The sequence below is a fragment of the Okibacterium endophyticum genome (assembly GCF_054780075.1).
Map to the genome: position 1 here is coordinate 874,782 of NZ_BAAGXA010000005.1, position 16,392 is coordinate 891,173.

The following is a 16,392-nucleotide window of genomic DNA, read 5'->3' on the forward strand; positions in this document are numbered from 1 at the left end:
TGCCGAATGGACCGGTAGACCGATTCCGCGCCGCCATGATCGTGCCGTCGGCAGTTTCGCGGTAGACCGGCACGGCCGCCGTGTCCTGGACGGGGATCGGATGTCTTCTCGGTGAGACGTCCATTGAAGCTGCTCCGACGCGCGGGGAAAAGCCGCCGAGTGGCGAACTCCGGCGCGAGACCATATGCTAACGATAATCGTTCTCATTAACCGATCGAGAACACTCTCGTCTCACCCTGTAGAAAGGTTCGAGCATATGCACGTCTCTACCCGTTTGCGAGGTGGCGCCCTTCTCGGCGTCCTCGCACTCGCGGGCGGTTTGGCTCTTCCCACCGCGGCGCACGCGGCCGATGCGCCCGTCGTAAACGAAGATCCGATCCGTCTGGACACCGGGCACATCGATGCCTTCAACCTGGTCCTCAATGAGGATGACACCGCTCGTCTCGTGCTCAAGGAGGACGTGACCGGCTCGCGTGTGCTGCACACGCCGGAGTCCGTGGAACTCGGCGTGAAGAGTCAGGCCGTTGTGAAGAACCTCCCGAGCGGCGGTCTGCCCTCGGGCGCGCCATCCGAGATGTACTTTCTGCCTCTGACCCAGGACCCCGAGCTCATCTGGCCTGGCTGGGACAGCCAATCGGTTGGGTCTGTCTATGGGAGCGACGCGAACGTCGACGTCGACGTGACGACAGTGGAGGGGCCGGGCGAGGTCTACCTCTGGACGAATGGAACGTGGGGTGCTCCCGCGCCGCTGCTGAAAGACGGCGCCTGGAAGCTCCCCGGCACGATCCAGCAGAGCTTCTTGGCCCACGTGCACGCCAACTGGGGTTTCACCGAGCCCGGCACCTACACGCTGACCGCGCAGGCGACGGTGACGAGCGAGGACGGCAGCAAGACGTCGACGACCAACGAGGCGACGTACACCTTTGTGGTCGCTCCAGCGCCCACAAGCGTGACGATCTCCGGTGCAGAGAACGTTGTGCAGCCGGACAGCGAGGTGACCCTCACGGCTGCGCAGACGCCCGCCGACTCGACGTTCAGCGCATACAGCTGGTCGACCCGGGCCTCCGCCTCCGCGGAGTGGGAGACCGTCGAAGGGGCCACAGGCCCGACCCTGGACGTCACCGCAGTCGACGGCGCCGAGTACCGCGCGACCGTGTCTGGCGGCAAGGACTACTCCAGCGATCCAGTCGTTCCGGTGACAGTCGAGTCGGCACCGGTGACCATCTCGGTGGCACAGGCCCCGGAGCAGACGATCGCGATCGAGCCGCTTGCAGGTCATTACCACAGCAACTCGCCGATCGACCTGTCCGTCATCGCCGACCCGGTCGTCGAGAACGCAACCTATCGCTGGTACCTGCAGCGCACCGATCAGGATGCCCCTGTCCAGATCGATGGGGCGACCGGCGCAACGCACCGGCTCATCGCCGAACAGGCGCTGAACGGTGCGAAGGTCATCGCTGAACTCGTTTCGGATGCCGGCGCCGTGCTCGCAGAGGCGGCACCGGTCACCGTCGAGGTCGATGATCATGGTGCGGCTCCGCTGCAGAAAGTCACGATCGGCGGTCTGGACGACCACTACCACACCGGTGACAGCGTCGATCTGACGGCAGTCGTCGCGCCCGCTTCGGTTCTGGACCGCTTCGAGTGGTATGTGCAGAAGGCCGGCGAAGCGACTCCCGTTCTCGTCGAGAGCGAGAACTCCGCCGCCTACTCGTTCACCGCGAGCGAGGAGCTGGCCGGCGCGGCTGTGATCGCGAAACTCACGTACGACGACGGACGCAGCTATGCGGAATCCGCACCCGTCATCGTGCGCCTGGACGATCACACGGAGGTCCCCGACACCGAGCTGACCGTCACAACGGACCGTGACGCCGACGACTACTGGGTCGGTCAGACGGCAACGCTGACGGCAGAGCAGTCCACCCCGACGGGCCTCGCCGACTACCAGTGGCAGGTCAAGCTGCCTGGCGCTGCCGGTTTCGCCGCGGTTGACGGACAGACCGCCGCGGAGTACAAGTTCAAGCCTTCACTGGCCAACAGCGGTGTGCAGGTGAAGGTGCAGCTCTTGCACGACGGTAAGGTGCACGCGGAGTCCGCGCCCGTGACGATCACCGCGCAGCAGCGACCGGTGGTGACCACCCTCATCGTGACGGCGGACAAGGAGTCTTATGCTCCAGGCGACACCGCTCAGTTCACGTCTCGTCAGGATCCGGAAACCGGGAAGACGCACTACCACTGGTACATCAAGCGGGTCGGCGCGTCTGATTTCGTCTGGGTCGACCAGTCCCGCGACAAGGATCTCGCTCTGCCTGTCACGGCCGACGACGACGGCGCCCAGCTGGTGCTGCGCCTGTTCGACGACACCCACGCGGTGATCGCCGAATCGCAACCGCACACGCTGAACGTCACCTCGAACGGCATCGATCCCGAGCCGAGCACGGAACTCAGCATCGACGGGGTGTCCGGCGGATACCACGTCGGCGAGACCGCGGCGCTGACCGCTGTGCAGACGCCGGAGACCGGTGAGGACCACTACCACTGGTTCATCAAGCGCACCGGTGACGCCGACTACTCTGTCATCTCCGGAGCCAGCACCGGCACCCTGGAGCAGGTCATCACCGAAGGCGATGCGGGCGCACAGGTCGTGGTCAAGCTCTACAATCATGACCACGAGGTCATCGCCGAGTCCGCCGCGGCGACGTTGAACGTGCTGCCCGGAGCGGCGAAGCCAGACCAGGCACCGCAGACTCCGAACGGGTCGGCACTGGACGGTGTGACCGAGGGCGGCATCACCGTATCCACCACGACTCCGGCGCCGGGCCAGGTCATCACTGTGCAGATCGGTGAGGGCGCTGACCAAGCCGGCGAATGGGTGGCCGCGTGGCTGTTCTCCGAGCCTGTGCTGCTGGGCGCTGACTGGCTCCAGGTCGGAGCAGACGGCACGATCGCCGTGACCATTCCGAGCGACACCACGCTCGGGGCACACCGCCTCGCCGTGTTCGACGACGCCGGCGACGTGATCGGCTGGCAGCAGCTGCAGGTGACCGCCGTGGCAGACACGAGCACACCGGGGGCCACTGGAACCCCGGGGGGCCTGGCGCTCACCGGTAGCGAGTTCGCCGGTGCTTCTGCCGCCGCCGCAGTGCTGCTGCTCCTTGGCGCGGGCACACTGAGGACCGTTCGCCGCCGACGGTCCGCGAACGTCATCGACTGACGTCATCGGACGGTGGGTGGTGTGAGCAGGGCTCGCACCACCCACCACCGATGCCGTCCTCTCTCTTCTGGATCCCTCTCTGAAAGACCCGCTGTGCGTACTCGACTGACCCCCGCCGTCACCGCATCCGTCGTGGCGGTGACGTTGCTCGCCGGGTGCTCTGCACGTCCTGCCGTGAGTGACGACGGCCGCGTTCACGTGGTGACCACAACCGGCATCCTCGCCGACCTGGCCGGCAACGTCGCCGGTGACCGAGCGGATGTGATCTCGCTCGTTCCCGAGGGCGGCGATCCCCACAGCCACGAGCCCTCCCTGCGTGACGTGCGCGACATCGTGTATGCCGACGTCGCCTTCTCGAACTACCTGATGCTCGAGGAACAGAACCTCATCAAGGCCCTCGACACGAACCTCCCCGCCGGTGTGCCCAACGTCTCGCTGGCGGAGGAGGCCGTCAAATACGCGGCAGAGATCATCCCGCTCGTGGAGGACGTCTCATTGGACACGATCTGGCTCGGTCTGCGGGTCAAGGGTGCCGGTGAACAAGCGGGCGCAACCCGCACCTCCGACGTTCTCCTCTCGGCGACCGGGGTCGAGGGCCCAGGCGAACTCGTCGCCTATCTCACCGGCAGTTTCGGTGACGTCGACACCTACTTCGATTCCGTTGACGGGTTCGATGCAGCCACGGGCTACCGGGATGACACGGTCACGCTTCCACCGGACGCACACACTCATCTGAGCTGGGCTTTCACGGAGCCCGGCATCTACACCCTCGATCTGCAGGCGAAACTGCAGATCACAAGCGATCAGAGGCCCGTGGAGATCGGCACCGGAGAGGTGACCTTCGCTGTCGGCGTCGATCCCCACTCGGTGCCAGGCAAATCCGGAGCCACCGTGCTCGACGCCGGGCATTCCGATCTCACCGTCGATCTCGACACAGGCGCCTTCGATGTGCTCCTCGACCACGAACACGGCACGGGGGACGTGCATCAGGAGATCTTCCCGCTCGACGACGTCGTCGTCGAAGTTCCCAACAAGGCCCTGCACGAGATCCCCGGTGACCCCGCGTACCGTTTTCTCGGGCGTGCGGGGGACCCGATCTACCAGCTTCCGCAGGCTGTGCTCGGCAAGCACGTCCACGGCGAGATCGATCCGCACCTGTGGCAGAACGTCCGCAACGCCATGGCCTACGTCGAGATCATGCGCGACACCCTCATCGAGGTCGACCCTGACGGTGCGACGGAATACACGCAGAACGCCGCCGCCTACCTTCAACAGCTCGCCGCGCTCGACACGGAGGTGCACAACACGATCGCCGAGATCCCCGAGGCGAACCGCACCCTCGTCACCACGCACGATGCGTTCGGATATCTCGCCCAGGCCTACGACGTGACCATCTCTGGTTTCGTGACTCCCAATCCGGCGGTGGAGCCGTCTCTGGCGGAACGGAAACGGCTGACCGAAACGATCCGCAACCTGCACGTTCCCGCGGTCTTCCTCGAACCGAATCTGGCCTCGCGCTCCTCGACCCTCGTCGAGGTCGCGAAGGAACAGGGCATCCAGGTCTGCCCCATCTACGGCGACGCCTTCAGCGAGACCGTGACCACCTACATCGACATGATGCGTTTCAACGCCCAATCCCTCCGCGACTGTCTCAGCGCGATCGAAGGAGAATAGATGACACCCCGCACCGCCTTCCGTCGCTCGCTCGCCGCCGCAGGAGTTCTGCTGGCCGGACTGGCCGTCTTGTCACCCACCGCGGTCTCGGCGGCCCAAGACGACAGTCTGGACCAGACCCTCGACCCCAACCAGGCCCAGGGCACCGGCCAGGTGGTGCTCGATCATGGCCACGCCGACTTCGGGCCGACGCTCAACACCGGTGAATGGATCATTCAGATCCATGACGACACCGCCTCACCCTCGTATTGGCGTCACCTCGAAGACGTCGTCCTCAGAGTGAACGACACCGCGATCCTGCCCGTGCCGGACTCCGATGCCTACGGCTTTCTCGGTCAGCAACCGGGCGACGAGGTGTGGGTGGTGCCGCAGACCCAGAAGCCGGATGTGGTCTGGGCGGGCTGGAACACCCAGGAACCGAATGTGCTGAATTCCCTGAACCTGGGCACGACGTTCAACGTTCTCGGTGTGCACGGCCCGGGAGACGTTGTGGTGTATCTGCAGAGCGGGAACTTCGGCGACCCGCAACGGCTGTGGTCGTCACGTGAGCCGTTCCCGCAGCAGTCCTGGATCGAGGTGAATACGCATACACATGCCAACTGGGTCTTCACCGAACCAGGGGTCTATCTCGTCGACATCCAGTTCGACGCGGACCTGATCACGGGCGAGAGCGTGACCGCGCGCGACACCCTCCGCTTCGCGGTCGGTGACGCCACGGATGCGCAGCAGGCGTTCCAGACGGTGATCGACGACACTCCGACCGGCGACGCCACCGAGGAACCCGGCACGATCACGGCCGAAGCCCCGTCGAAAACCTCGGAAGGTGGGCTGGGAACGATCGTATGGCTCGTCGTCGGTGCCATCGCAGCGGTGCTCGTGGCCGCGATCCTCATCGTGGTGATCGCGTCACGACGTGCCAGGACTCGAGCCCTCGCCGCACGCGCTCGAAAGGACGCAGACGAATGAGCGGCGCGCTGACCGTCGACGACCTGAGGGTGCGTCTCGGAGGGCGACGTGTGCTCTACGACATCGATCTGCGCCTCGACACCGGTGAGTTCGTCGGCCTCATCGGACCCAACGGCGCCGGCAAGACCACCCTGCTGCGGTCCATCCTCGGCTTGATCCGCACCGAGACCGGCCGCATCGACGTGGACGGGCGCAGCGGCACGCAGGCACGCTCCCGAATCGGCTACGTGCCGCAACGACACGAGTTCGCCTGGGACTTTCCCATCAGCGTCGAAGACGCCGTGATGACCGGACGAATCCGGAGGATCGGGTGGCTCCGCCGCCCCCGCATCGCCGACTTCGATGCCGTCGCCGAAGCGCTTGAGCGTGTGCACATGGATCACCTGCGTGGCCGGCCCGTCGGCGAGCTCTCGGGCGGACAACGCCAGCGGGTTCTCGTCGCCCGCGCGCTCGCGCTCCGGCCACGCCTGCTGCTCCTGGATGAGCCGTTCACCGGTCTGGACATGCCGACCCAGGAACTGCTGATCGACCTGTTCCGGGCGCTCGCCGGCGAAGACAAAGCCGTGCTCATGACAACCCATGACCTGGTCGGCGCACTCCATGAGTGTTCCCGGTTGTGCCTGATCAACCGAACCATCATCGCCGACGGATCACCGTCTGAGCTCACCGACCCCGAGATCTGGATGCACACGTTCGACATCAAAGCCACCAACCCGCTTCTGAAGACTCTGGGGGTGTCCGCCTGATGCTCTCGCCGATCGACTTCATCCAGGACCTCCTCAACCCTGACCTGGCATTCCTGCCCAAAGCGCTGGTGATCGCGGTGATGTCGAGCATCGTCTGCGGTGTGATCGGCTGCTACGTCGTGCTCCGCGGCATGGCGTTCATCGGCGACGCCGTGGCCCACGCCGTTTTCCCCGGCCTCGCCGTCGCGTTCGTCATCCAGGGCAACCTGGTGCTCGGGGGCGCTGTCGCCGGCGTCTTGACGGCGATCCTCGTCGCGGTGTTCTCGCAGAACCGGCGCATCAAAGAGGACTCCATCATCGGGGTGTTCTTCGTCGCGGCCTTCGCGCTTGGCATCGTGATCATCTCGCAGTCGCCCGGTTACGCCGGGTCGCTGCAGCAGTTCCTGTTCGGATCCATCACCGGCATCCCCGACGAAGACATCTACACCGTCGCGATCACCGGTGTTCTGCTGCTGTTGATCGTGTTCCTCTTCCACAAAGAGTTCGTCGCGGTGACCCTCGACCGCGAGATGGCCAGAGCCACCGGCATCCCCGTGTTCGTGCTCGACCTGGTGCTGTACGTCATGGTGGCGATCGCGATCGTGATCTCCATCCAGACGATCGGCAACATCCTCGTGCTCGCCCTGCTGATCACCCCGGCCGCCGCGGCACGCCTGCTCACCGACCGGCTTGGTGTCATGATGCTGCTCGCGCCGGTCATCGGTGGCTCCTCTGCGCTCGTGGGCTTGTATGTGTCTTGGAGCTTCGACCTTCCGGTGGGCGGCATGATCGTGCTCGTCGCCACCGCGGTGTTCCTGATCGCATGGTTCTTCGCGCCCCGGCACGGTCTGCTCATGCGATACCTCCGACGTCGCGCTCAGCCCGGCGAAGCCGAACTGCACCACGATCCGACGTCGGCCGACCCCGTGACGGCGTCGACGTCAGTGGAAAGCGCATTGTCATGACCGGTCCAACGCCCTTCACGAGCCGGGGAGCGAAAGCCACGGGCGTCAGTGTGTTCCTCGCACTCGTGACCACGATGGTGATGCCTCTCGCCGCGACAGCCGATGACGGCCAGCTGCCGGTGCCGTCATCCGCCCAGACCCCGCCCGCGGCTCCCGCCCCTGATCAGCGACCGGTCATCCCGCAACCTGAAAAGCAGTCGGATCAGCCCGCTCCGCTCAGCGCGGACAAGAGGATCATCGGTCCGGTGCACACGGATGCCGTTTCGGCGTACCTGGACGCCGGCACGCTCGTCTTGGAATCCAAGGCGGACATCGACGTCACCGGTGACGGAATCACCGATCTCGGCACGCGATTGAAGGCGAAGGAACTGCTGTTCCATCTCAGCGACGCGGGAAAGATCACCGTCCCGGACCTGCCCGCGTACTCCTTTCTGGGAGAACCGGGGTCCACCCTCTGGATGGCGCCCCAGACCCAGAACCACAACGTCATCTGGCCGGGCTTCAGCACCGAAGATCCGAATCTCTCTGGGAAGGTGACAGGCAACACCCTCGACGTTCGGCTCATCGGGACCGAGGGGCCGGGCAATGCCGAGGTGTACATGCAGAATGGCGCGCAGGTCCAGCGAGTCTTCAGCAGCACCACGGCCCTGCCGGCATGGACGATCGGGGTTCCGCAGCACACGCACATGAACTGGGCGTTCTCCCGTGCGGGAACCTACACCTTCACCTTCGAGATGAGCGCTGTCGTCGACGGTCGCGAGCAGACCGCCATCAACGACTACACGTTCGTCGTCGGCGATCTCGACAGCCACACCCGGACCACAACCACCACTCTGAGCTCCTCGGCGAAGGAAGCAGCCGCCGGCGACCCCATCCTGTTCACGGCCGAGCTCGATCCCCCCGAGACCACAGGTGCCGTGCAGTTTCGCGACCTCACGAGCGACACCGTGCTCGGGCACACACCCATCGCCGACGGTGCCGCGTCGTTCCGTGCCGATGCTCTCACACCGGGTCAGCATCAAGTCGTTGCCGAGTTCGTTCCCACCTGGAGCAACGACTACGTCCCCTCGACCTCGCGGCCGGTGACCATCACCGTCTCTGGCGAGGTGCGGCAGAAACCCGTCCATAACGACACGATCCCCGTTCCAGGCACCGCATTGAACGCTCACGCGCCGGGCACCGCGGTTGTCATCACCAGCCCAGGCAAGAAGACGACACCGGGCGGGACGATCACCGTCGCTCTCGCCGACGCATCGCTGGCCGGGCACTGGGTTTCCGCCTGGCTGCCGGGACAGGCTTCTGCCTGGAGAGGGTGGATCCAAGCCGACCTCACCGGACGATTCAGTCTCGGCCTGCCCGACGTGATCGCGACAGGCACACACCAACTCGTTGTGAAAGACGACAGGGGTGCGCTGATCGGGTGGGACAGGTTCACGGTCTCAAGCCCGAGTGCCGGTGGCGGGGGAGACCCGAGTCCTCCGCCACAGCCCGCCCCACCGACGCCCGCTCCCGTTCCGGCGCCGCGAGCCCCAGGGCAGCAGTGCGCCCCAGGGATCACGCTCGAGACCGGGCACATCGACGCGTTCTACGTCTCTGCAGCAAACGGAAAAGCCGTCCTTCAGCTCATGGAAGACGTCACCGGCCATCGCGTCATCCGTGAAGCCGAGACCGTGCTGCTTCGCGTCAAGGAATCGGCGTACCGCTCCGACATCCCAGAGGGCACCCCTGGTGCACCAGCTGGTTACGTCCTCCCTCTGACGCAGGATCCCGCGCTCATCTGGCCCGGGTGGGACACCAACCGCACAGCGGCCAGCGGCCACACGGACGTGTCGATCAACATCACCGGAGTCGAGGGACCAGGGCGGGTGCACGTCTCAAGTCAAGGCTCCTTCGGCGATATCACCTCGCTCTTGCAAGGAGGGGGGCACACTCTTCCCGGCACACTCCGCGAGGCCACCCCCGCGCACACCCACGCCCAGTGGGTCTTCACCCAGAAGGGCATCTACACCCTGACCGTTCACGCCGTGGCGACGAACCCTGCGAACGGGCAGACGCTCACCACCGCCAGCCACACGTACGTGTTCCAGGTGGGGGATGTTCCTCTCGGTGACACCTTCTGCGGGCTGAGTTCGACAGGCGCCGGCGACGCCGCCGAAGTCAATACCGCGGTCAACAGGGCTGCGGCGGATGCCGTCGCGGCTGCCCGGGCCGCCGCGACCACCGAAGCCGAGGCCGCCGCCCCTGAGAAGGCGAACTCGAAACGCAGCCACTCATCCAAGACAGACGAAGCGGACGATCCCTTCGAGCAGATCTTCGGTGACGACGCGGACCCGGCGGTGGTCGCGGGCATCGTCACCGGTGGAGTTCTGGTGATCCTGGGAATCGCCGGTGCGACGTACTGGTACCTCCGCCGGCTTCGGACGCACCCCACAAGTGCCGTATCCACCGATCCGGGCGCGTGAATGTGGATCACTACGACGACTTTGACGCCCTCCTCCGGCCGAACACTCCGAGAGAAGCGGGAGAGGACGAGACACCGGACCGGGAATCGGGGAGAGGCTGGGTCATCGCCTCACTGACGAGCGCCGCTCTCGGCATCGCGGCGATTGCCACCGCCGTCATCGTCGCCACAGCGCACACTCCGTCGGGTGAACTCGCCGCGACACCGACTGCATCCGCTCCGAAAGAGACCGCAAGCCATTCGATGCCGCTGCCGCGCCCGACAGCGACGTCCTCAGAAGGGATCATCGGCCTCGTCGATCAGCGATGGGTGAGTGCGCTCGCGACGAAAACGGGGATCCCGCTGCGCGCCCTCCAGGCGTACACGGGGGCGTCGCTGCGCGTCGCGACGGAGTACCCCGGTTGTGGGTTGGGCTGGAACACACTCGCAGGCATCGGTCACGTCGAATCCGAGCACGGCACGATCAACGGCTCCCATATCGCCGAACACGGAGCGGCGACACCCGCCATCGTCGGAATCGCACTCACCGGTGTCGAGACGGATGCCATCCCCGACACCGATGACGGCGTGCTCGACGGCGATACCGTGTGGGACCGGGCCGTCGGTCCCATGCAGTTCATCCCCGCGACCTGGGCCGAATGGGCCGCCGACGGGAACGGAGACGGGGACGCAGACCCCCAGAACATCGACGACAGCGCTCTCGCAGCCGGCCGATACCTCTGCCACATCGGAGGTGACCTGACAGACCACGACCGGTGGATCGCGGCCGTCGCCGCCTACAACAACACCATCGAGTACAACAATAGGGTCGCAGAAGCCGCCGATCACTATGCACGTCTTGCATAGGAGAGATCACGGGCGCAGGGAAGAGGACGACACGTGGAGGGAGTATGGATGCACTGCAGTGCTCACGCCCACGCGTTCCTCCACGTGGACGATGGTGCCCGTGCTCGGCAGCGAGGCCGTTCGGGCCGAGGGCATGTCGGAGTATTTCTCGACCGTCGAGGGTGCACTCGACCGGCGGAAGGTTTCGGCGACGCGGCCTCGGATTCCTATCGCTGTTGATGCGGCAACGGACTCCGGCGAGAAGCGGTGCCGGCATCGGGCTCAGGATCGAGGTCGATCTCGACGGAGACGGTCGGGGGGAGCGTGAGGTCACTCGGCATGATGCTCGACGTGTTCACGGTGGGCGGGGTGGCGCGCATGTCTCTCCTCGTGTGTTATTCGATACCAGTCCATCGCAGAGCGACCGTTCGCACATCGTCCACAGGGCTGAATGGTCTCATCCGTCGGAATGATCGTGGGTAGAGCCACGACGCCATGGAACCGCCGACCCTACGGTTGAGGCACAAGAGACGACCTGGCACCGGTCGGCGTGCTCGTGCGACGTGTGCTGACGGGTGTCAGAGTCGTCACGCGCCTGTTACGCGACTGTGCTGGGCCCGTTCCTGCGCGGCAGCACGTCACCGATTGGATGCCTGCACTTAACGTTCGGCCGCTATCATGTGGGCATCGCGGAGCCGCTTGTGTCGACACCCGATGCCCTATCTGCTCGTCGCCGTGTTGGCGACCCTTCTCAAGGATGCCGTTGCCGTGACGTTCTCGTGGCCCGTGAAGCATCGATCGCTGACCATGATGACGGCCGGCGGCGCCCTCGTGGCGGTGGCCGCGGTGCTGGTGATGGGCGCCCCGGGTCACCGGGCGAGCCAGATTCGGCTCGGAGATGCCGGGGTCTGGGTCACGAACGACGTCGACCGCGCCGTGGGCCGGTTCAACAGTGAGGTGGGCGAACTCAATTCTGCGATCCGCTCCTCGGCACTCGCGCCTGAAGCTGCGCACGGCACCGAAGCCGGGCAAGATGCAACGGCCGAGGTCGAGCCGTCGGTGACGACGGACGTCGCCCAAGACGGCACCGACGTGGTCGTCGTCACCCGCACCGCCGAGTCGCGCTCCAGCACACCCCGCCCGGCTGAACACCCCGACGACGGCTTGGACGACACACCCGACGATCGCGATGTCGGCATAGGCACCAGCCCAGACCCGAACGCCGCGCCCCCGTCAGATGCTGCAGGCTATGCGACGGCGTCCGTTCTCGACCCGTCGACGGTGCGGTTCGCGTCGACCGTGTTGCTCCCCAGCGCTTCTACCGAGGTTCACCTCGTGGGTGGGAACGAGACAGTGCCGACCACGGTGGTGCTGCTCGACCCGCGCGGCGGGCGGCTGTGGCAGATCCCGTTCGATCAGCTGAAGACATTCGACGCGTCGCAGAATCCGGATGCCGTGCTCGGCGACGGCGCTGTCGTCGCGGCCGCAGGCGACGGACGCTTCTATGCCGCCGCGCCCTCGACGGGTGAGGTGCTGCGGTTCGACGCCGGAGCATCCCTCAGCAGCCCCCTCAGAGCACGTGTTGACATCGATGCGAACGCGGTGGTGCAACTGGCTGCAGACGGCGAGACGTGGGCGCTTCTCGACGAGAAGGCTCGACAGGTGCTCAGCGCGGAGGGGGCGGTCGACGTTCGTCCGATGGCGCCGGTGACCTCGACGAGCGGCGCGCAAGGGCAGAGCCAGACGGCCGCGTTCGCGCTTCAACGTGGGCTGAGTTCGGCCGCAGTGCTTCTGGCGACATCGTCGGGTCTGCACGAGGTGGGTCTGGTCGACGGTGAGGTGCGAACGATCACCGATGTGCCCCACGGAATCCCGGCGCACCCCGTGACGGTGAACGGATGCTCCTATGCAGCGTGGTCGGACGGCACCGTCTGGCAGCGGTGCGCAGGGGGAGCGCACAAGGGATTCCATCGGCTCGAGAGCGAGAGCGAGAGCGAGGCCGACCTCACGACAGAGCGGTTGAAGGGTATGAGTTCCGGGGCGTCGTTGACGTTCCGCACCAATCGCGACGGGGTTGTGCTCAACGACACCGCGACGGGCGCACTGTGGTCGGTGACGAACGGGAGTGCTCTCGTCTCCAACTGGTCAGACGTGCTCACACCGCTCGGCGGAGTGTCGCGAGTCGCGCCGCTGGCGGTTGCAGAGCCGCTTCTTCCGGTGACCCGTGAGCCGAGAGAAAAACCAGACCCGAGAGAAGAGGCGCACCCGGTCGTGCGGACCCCTGCGCAGCCGCCGATCGAAGGCGTCGTTGCTCCAGCCGACGATGTTTTGCCGTCATCCGGCCCGCCCTCGCAGCCCGAGCGGGGGGAGAGCCCTCCGTCTGCGGGCACACCGCTGTCGACAACGGTCACAGCGCATCTCGATGAGTCCACGGGCGTCGCGACCCTCACCTGGCCGGCCTTCGACGGCAACGGCAGTGCGATGCGAGGCTACTTCGCTCAGGCGCTCGGCGCCGCCTCTGCCCCGGTTGGCGAGAGCTGCGCGATCGGCAGCACCTCGAGGTCGGTGACAGCGCCGACCGGCGGCGAGGTGATCGACGTCGGTCTCGACACAACGGCGACGTTCGACGGGGTCACCGAACCCGGTGTCGGTCACGGGTTCGTCGTCTGGGGCTACAACGCGGTCGGGTGCACCGCGAGCCGGGCCGTCGTCGTGACCCCCACTCCGTCGCCTGGGCCCGTCGTCGCCGTGACTGGCACCATGCGTATGCAGGGAACGGAATATGACTATCGCATCGATGCCGTGTCGCCGGCGGCCTCGCACTACGAGGTGCAGCGGCTGGATGCGTCCGGCACACCGACGGGCGACGTCGCCTTGTTCTCCGGCTCCGCGGCTCCACGTGAACTGACGGCCGGCCCGTTCGGTGAGAAGCTCGCGTATCAGCTGCGCGCCTGCAACCAGTGGGGGGACTACGCGAGCTGTGGTCCGTGGTCGGCGCAGAGCGCCCCAGAGCCGTCGCTGACCTTCGCGTTCGAGGGGCTCGTCTACTCCGCCGAGCGCGGGGAGTGGACCTGGCTGGACGCCCCGCTGAACGGCCACTTGATGCCCACGATCGTGTGCGTTGACCTCGACCATTTCGAAGTGCCGTCGACGATTGTTGGATCGAGTTGCCAGATGGAGTCGCCAATTGATTCAGAGGCAGCCGCTCTGTTGGTCTTCATCGGGACTAAGGCCTACCAGTACGTTCCCTAGCGGATGGGTAACGAAGAGTCCCTCGTTCGGATTCCACGCGAACGAGGGACGCGTGGACTGTCAGCTCACGATGAGCGAGCTCGCTTGATTGTTGAAGGTACCCATGTTCGAGCTGCTGGCAGCGGGACCGAACGAACCACCTGCGAAGAGAACGTTCTGGAAGAACTTCGATTCGCAGCCGTTGAAAGATTGGAACGATTCGATCCGATCGTTCCACGCGCCGAGTGAAGCGATGTTCTGTGCGCCGACGCTGCAGAGGTTCGGCGTTTCGGTGAAGTAGCTCACGCTCTCGCCCTCGAAGCCAGTCGCGTCCCATCCCGTGACGAGAAGGAAGTTCTCCTCCACCGCACGAGCGGCGAAGCTCGTCTCGGTCTCGGTCTGGTTCGCGACGAGCGGCTTACCGGTCGCGAGCTCGATCTGCTCGATCGGGTCGAGGGAGCTGTCGAAGCAGCCGCTCTCGCCGGTGTCGACGTTCTGCCAGCACGACTCGCCAGTGGGGGAGTCGTTCGCGGAGGTAGCAGCATTGGCGGGGGAGACCGCGAGGAGGGCCGAGGCGACGACCCCGGCGGCCATGAGAGAAGAGGCCGCGAAGCGGCGGCGGGCGGTGTGGGAGGTGTGCTGGGTCATAGGGGTCAGTCAAGCGAAGAGGGGAGTGTGCAGGCAAGCGGATTCACACGACGCCTCGATGAACATCTCGGCGTCGCAAGACGTCGGGACAGAGAACATTCGAGGGCGTCGGGTAACGATTGCTCGCGACCGGCCATTAAAGAGGAGTAAGCCGGTTCTGAGCGATATCCTGTTCCCTCAGACGACGACACCATGCTGTCATACCCGCGATAATGCGGTTCGCGTTGGTGCGCTACAGTCCCCGTGATGGTCAGTCACTCGGAGCGAGAGCTCATCGCCGCAGCGATCCGCGGGGATGAGCGGGCGTTCGGTGTGTTCTTCGACCTGCACGTTGAGCCCGTATACGTGCTGGCGCTCGAAGAACTGGGCAGCGCAGACGATGCACAAGACGTGACCCAGCAGGTTTTCGCCATCGCCTGGTCGAAGCTCCCGAAGATCCGGCTCGTCGACGGCTCGGCTCTGCCGTGGCTTCTGACGACCTGTCGCAACCTCACGTCCAATCGACTGCGATCGGTCAGACGTCGGCCGGTCACAGAGAATTTCGATGACCTGAGCCATACCCTGGCCATCACAGACGAATTTGAGACGGTGCGTTCGCGCGACCTGATAGACCGAATGGAGAAGGAGGTGGCCGCGATGCCTGAGCTCGATCAGAACGTCTATCGCCAGATCCTCCGTGACGGGCGGTCGTATGAAGCCGTTGCCGCTTCGCTCGGCGTGTCGGTGGCATCGGTGCGCAAGCGCCTCAATCGTGTGCGCAATCGGCTTCGCTCCAAGTTCGGGGGCGAGCTGTGAGCACACCGCCGAGTCTGAGCCCAGAGCGTCGCGCAGAGATGCGCGAATGGGTGATGCGCCACGTCGAGCGCCGCAAACGTCGTCGTCGGCGTGTGGCGATGGCGGGTGTCGGCGTCGTCGGGGTGGCCGCACTTGTGACGGCCGCCTGGGTTGTGATCGCGCCGCAGCTCGTGCAAGAACGCTGGGCGTTCTGCTACGAGGAGCCGAGCCTCGACGCATCCCACTCCGAGGGTGTGCGCAGTGAGTCAGACGACCTCGGCGACCCAGTGGCTCACGCCCTCGACATGTGCGCGACGCTCTGGGCGACGGGCATCATCGGCCAGCCGTCGACGGGGGAGCCCCCGACGGGGGAGAAGATCTATCCGGTGCCAGAGCTGACGCTCTGCGTGCGCACCGACCAGTCGCTCGCGGTGTTCCCCACCGGCGAGCCCGGCTCATCGGCAACGGATGCCAACGACTTCTGTTCCTCCCTGGGCTTGCGCGCTCCCTGACCCACCCCCTCCGTCGGTGGTCGAGCCTGTCGAGACCCCCACCCACCCCGGTCGTCGAGCTCGTCGAGACCCCCACCCACCCCGGTCGTCGAGCTCGTCGAGACCCCCACCTCGGTGGTCGAGCTTGTCGAGACCCGTTTCGACACGGCCGCTCGTTCCTCGCGCCCTACTCAACCACGCGACGCGTCCGTAGTCCGCCCACTTTCCGCGAAAACTCATTCGTTACCCCCTGTGAAAAGTGTTCACGAAACGTATGCCGAAGTCACCTTGATCGTTCCTCATTCCGTCCCCGGCGGGGTAGTGCGGGGTCCCCTTCGAGCGTGCAGACTCATCTCCGTAGGCAATCGGCCGAGGATCTGATCCTCCAGATTTCGCCTTCGCAGCTTTGAGGGTCCGC

Annotated in this window: 12 protein-coding genes; 10 read left to right on the forward strand and 2 right to left on the reverse strand. The window is 65.7% G+C overall.

The annotated features are described in order from the left end of the window. The first annotated feature begins 256 nt into the window (after window positions 1–256). The 7 genes from ACYVF5_RS08435 (at window position 257) to ACYVF5_RS08465 (ending at window position 10,851) form a co-directional block, all read left to right on the forward strand. Window positions 257–3,214, forward strand: coding sequence for a choice-of-anchor M domain-containing protein (locus ACYVF5_RS08435; RefSeq protein ID WP_460945207.1), 2,958 nt, complete (start codon window positions 257–259; stop codon window positions 3,212–3,214). Window positions 3,215–3,307: 93 nt separating this feature from the next. Further along, window positions 3,308–4,888 carry an anchored repeat ABC transporter, substrate-binding protein gene (locus ACYVF5_RS08440; RefSeq protein ID WP_460945209.1) on the forward strand — a complete coding sequence of 527 codons (1,581 nt, stop codon included), beginning with the start codon at window positions 3,308–3,310 and terminating at the stop codon, window positions 4,886–4,888. Further along, entirely contained in the window at window positions 4,889–5,854 is a 966-nt protein-coding gene (locus tag ACYVF5_RS08445; protein ID WP_460945211.1) for a choice-of-anchor M domain-containing protein, read from the forward strand. It abuts the gene before it with no gap. Further along, a complete protein-coding gene (locus ACYVF5_RS08450; protein WP_460945213.1) occupies window positions 5,851–6,600 on the forward strand; it encodes an anchored repeat-type ABC transporter ATP-binding subunit in 750 nt (249 codons plus the stop codon). The genes ACYVF5_RS08445 and ACYVF5_RS08450 overlap by 4 nt, the downstream gene beginning before the upstream one ends. Further along, the gene (locus ACYVF5_RS08455) at window positions 6,600–7,544 is read left to right on the forward strand and encodes an anchored repeat-type ABC transporter permease subunit (RefSeq protein ID WP_460945215.1); all 945 of its coding nucleotides are present in this window, start codon (window positions 6,600–6,602) and stop codon (window positions 7,542–7,544) included. Before ACYVF5_RS08450 ends, ACYVF5_RS08455 begins: the two co-directional genes overlap by 1 nt. Then, entirely contained in the window at window positions 7,541–10,006 is a 2,466-nt protein-coding gene (locus ACYVF5_RS08460) for a choice-of-anchor M domain-containing protein (RefSeq protein WP_460945217.1), read from the forward strand. The genes ACYVF5_RS08455 and ACYVF5_RS08460 overlap by 4 nt, the downstream gene beginning before the upstream one ends. Before the next feature lie 2 nt (window positions 10,007–10,008). After that, the gene (locus ACYVF5_RS08465) at window positions 10,009–10,851 is read left to right on the forward strand and encodes a lytic transglycosylase domain-containing protein (protein WP_460945219.1); all 843 of its coding nucleotides are present in this window, start codon (window positions 10,009–10,011) and stop codon (window positions 10,849–10,851) included. A 206-nt stretch (window positions 10,852–11,057) separates the two neighbouring features. On the opposite strand, the gene ACYVF5_RS08470 is transcribed toward ACYVF5_RS08465, so the two are convergent. Next, on the reverse strand, window positions 11,058–11,210 hold the full coding sequence (locus tag ACYVF5_RS08470; RefSeq protein WP_460945221.1) for a hypothetical protein: 153 nt from the start codon (window positions 11,208–11,210) through the stop codon (window positions 11,058–11,060). Window positions 11,211–11,544: 334 nt separating this feature from the next. On the opposite strand from ACYVF5_RS08470, the gene ACYVF5_RS08475 reads away from it, so the two are divergent. Continuing rightward, window positions 11,545–14,082 carry a hypothetical protein gene (locus tag ACYVF5_RS08475; protein ID WP_460945223.1) on the forward strand — a complete coding sequence of 846 codons (2,538 nt, stop codon included), beginning with the start codon at window positions 11,545–11,547 and terminating at the stop codon, window positions 14,080–14,082. A gap of 60 nt (window positions 14,083–14,142) precedes the next feature. Here ACYVF5_RS08475 and ACYVF5_RS08480 read toward each other — a convergent pair whose 3' ends face one another. Beyond that, entirely contained in the window at window positions 14,143–14,709 is a 567-nt protein-coding gene (locus tag ACYVF5_RS08480) for a hypothetical protein (protein WP_460945225.1), read from the reverse strand. Window positions 14,710–14,955: 246 nt separating this feature from the next. Between ACYVF5_RS08480 and ACYVF5_RS08485 the strand changes: the two genes are divergently transcribed. Together ACYVF5_RS08485 and ACYVF5_RS08490 are read left to right on the forward strand one after the other, a co-directional pair. Continuing rightward, complete coding sequence (locus ACYVF5_RS08485; RefSeq protein ID WP_460945227.1) at window positions 14,956–15,504, forward strand: RNA polymerase sigma factor; 549 nt, start codon at window positions 14,956–14,958, stop codon at window positions 15,502–15,504. Then, the gene (locus ACYVF5_RS08490; RefSeq protein ID WP_460945229.1) at window positions 15,501–15,995 is read left to right on the forward strand and encodes a hypothetical protein; all 495 of its coding nucleotides are present in this window, start codon (window positions 15,501–15,503) and stop codon (window positions 15,993–15,995) included. Before ACYVF5_RS08485 ends, ACYVF5_RS08490 begins: the two co-directional genes overlap by 4 nt. Window positions 15,996–16,392: the final 397 nt, after the last annotated feature.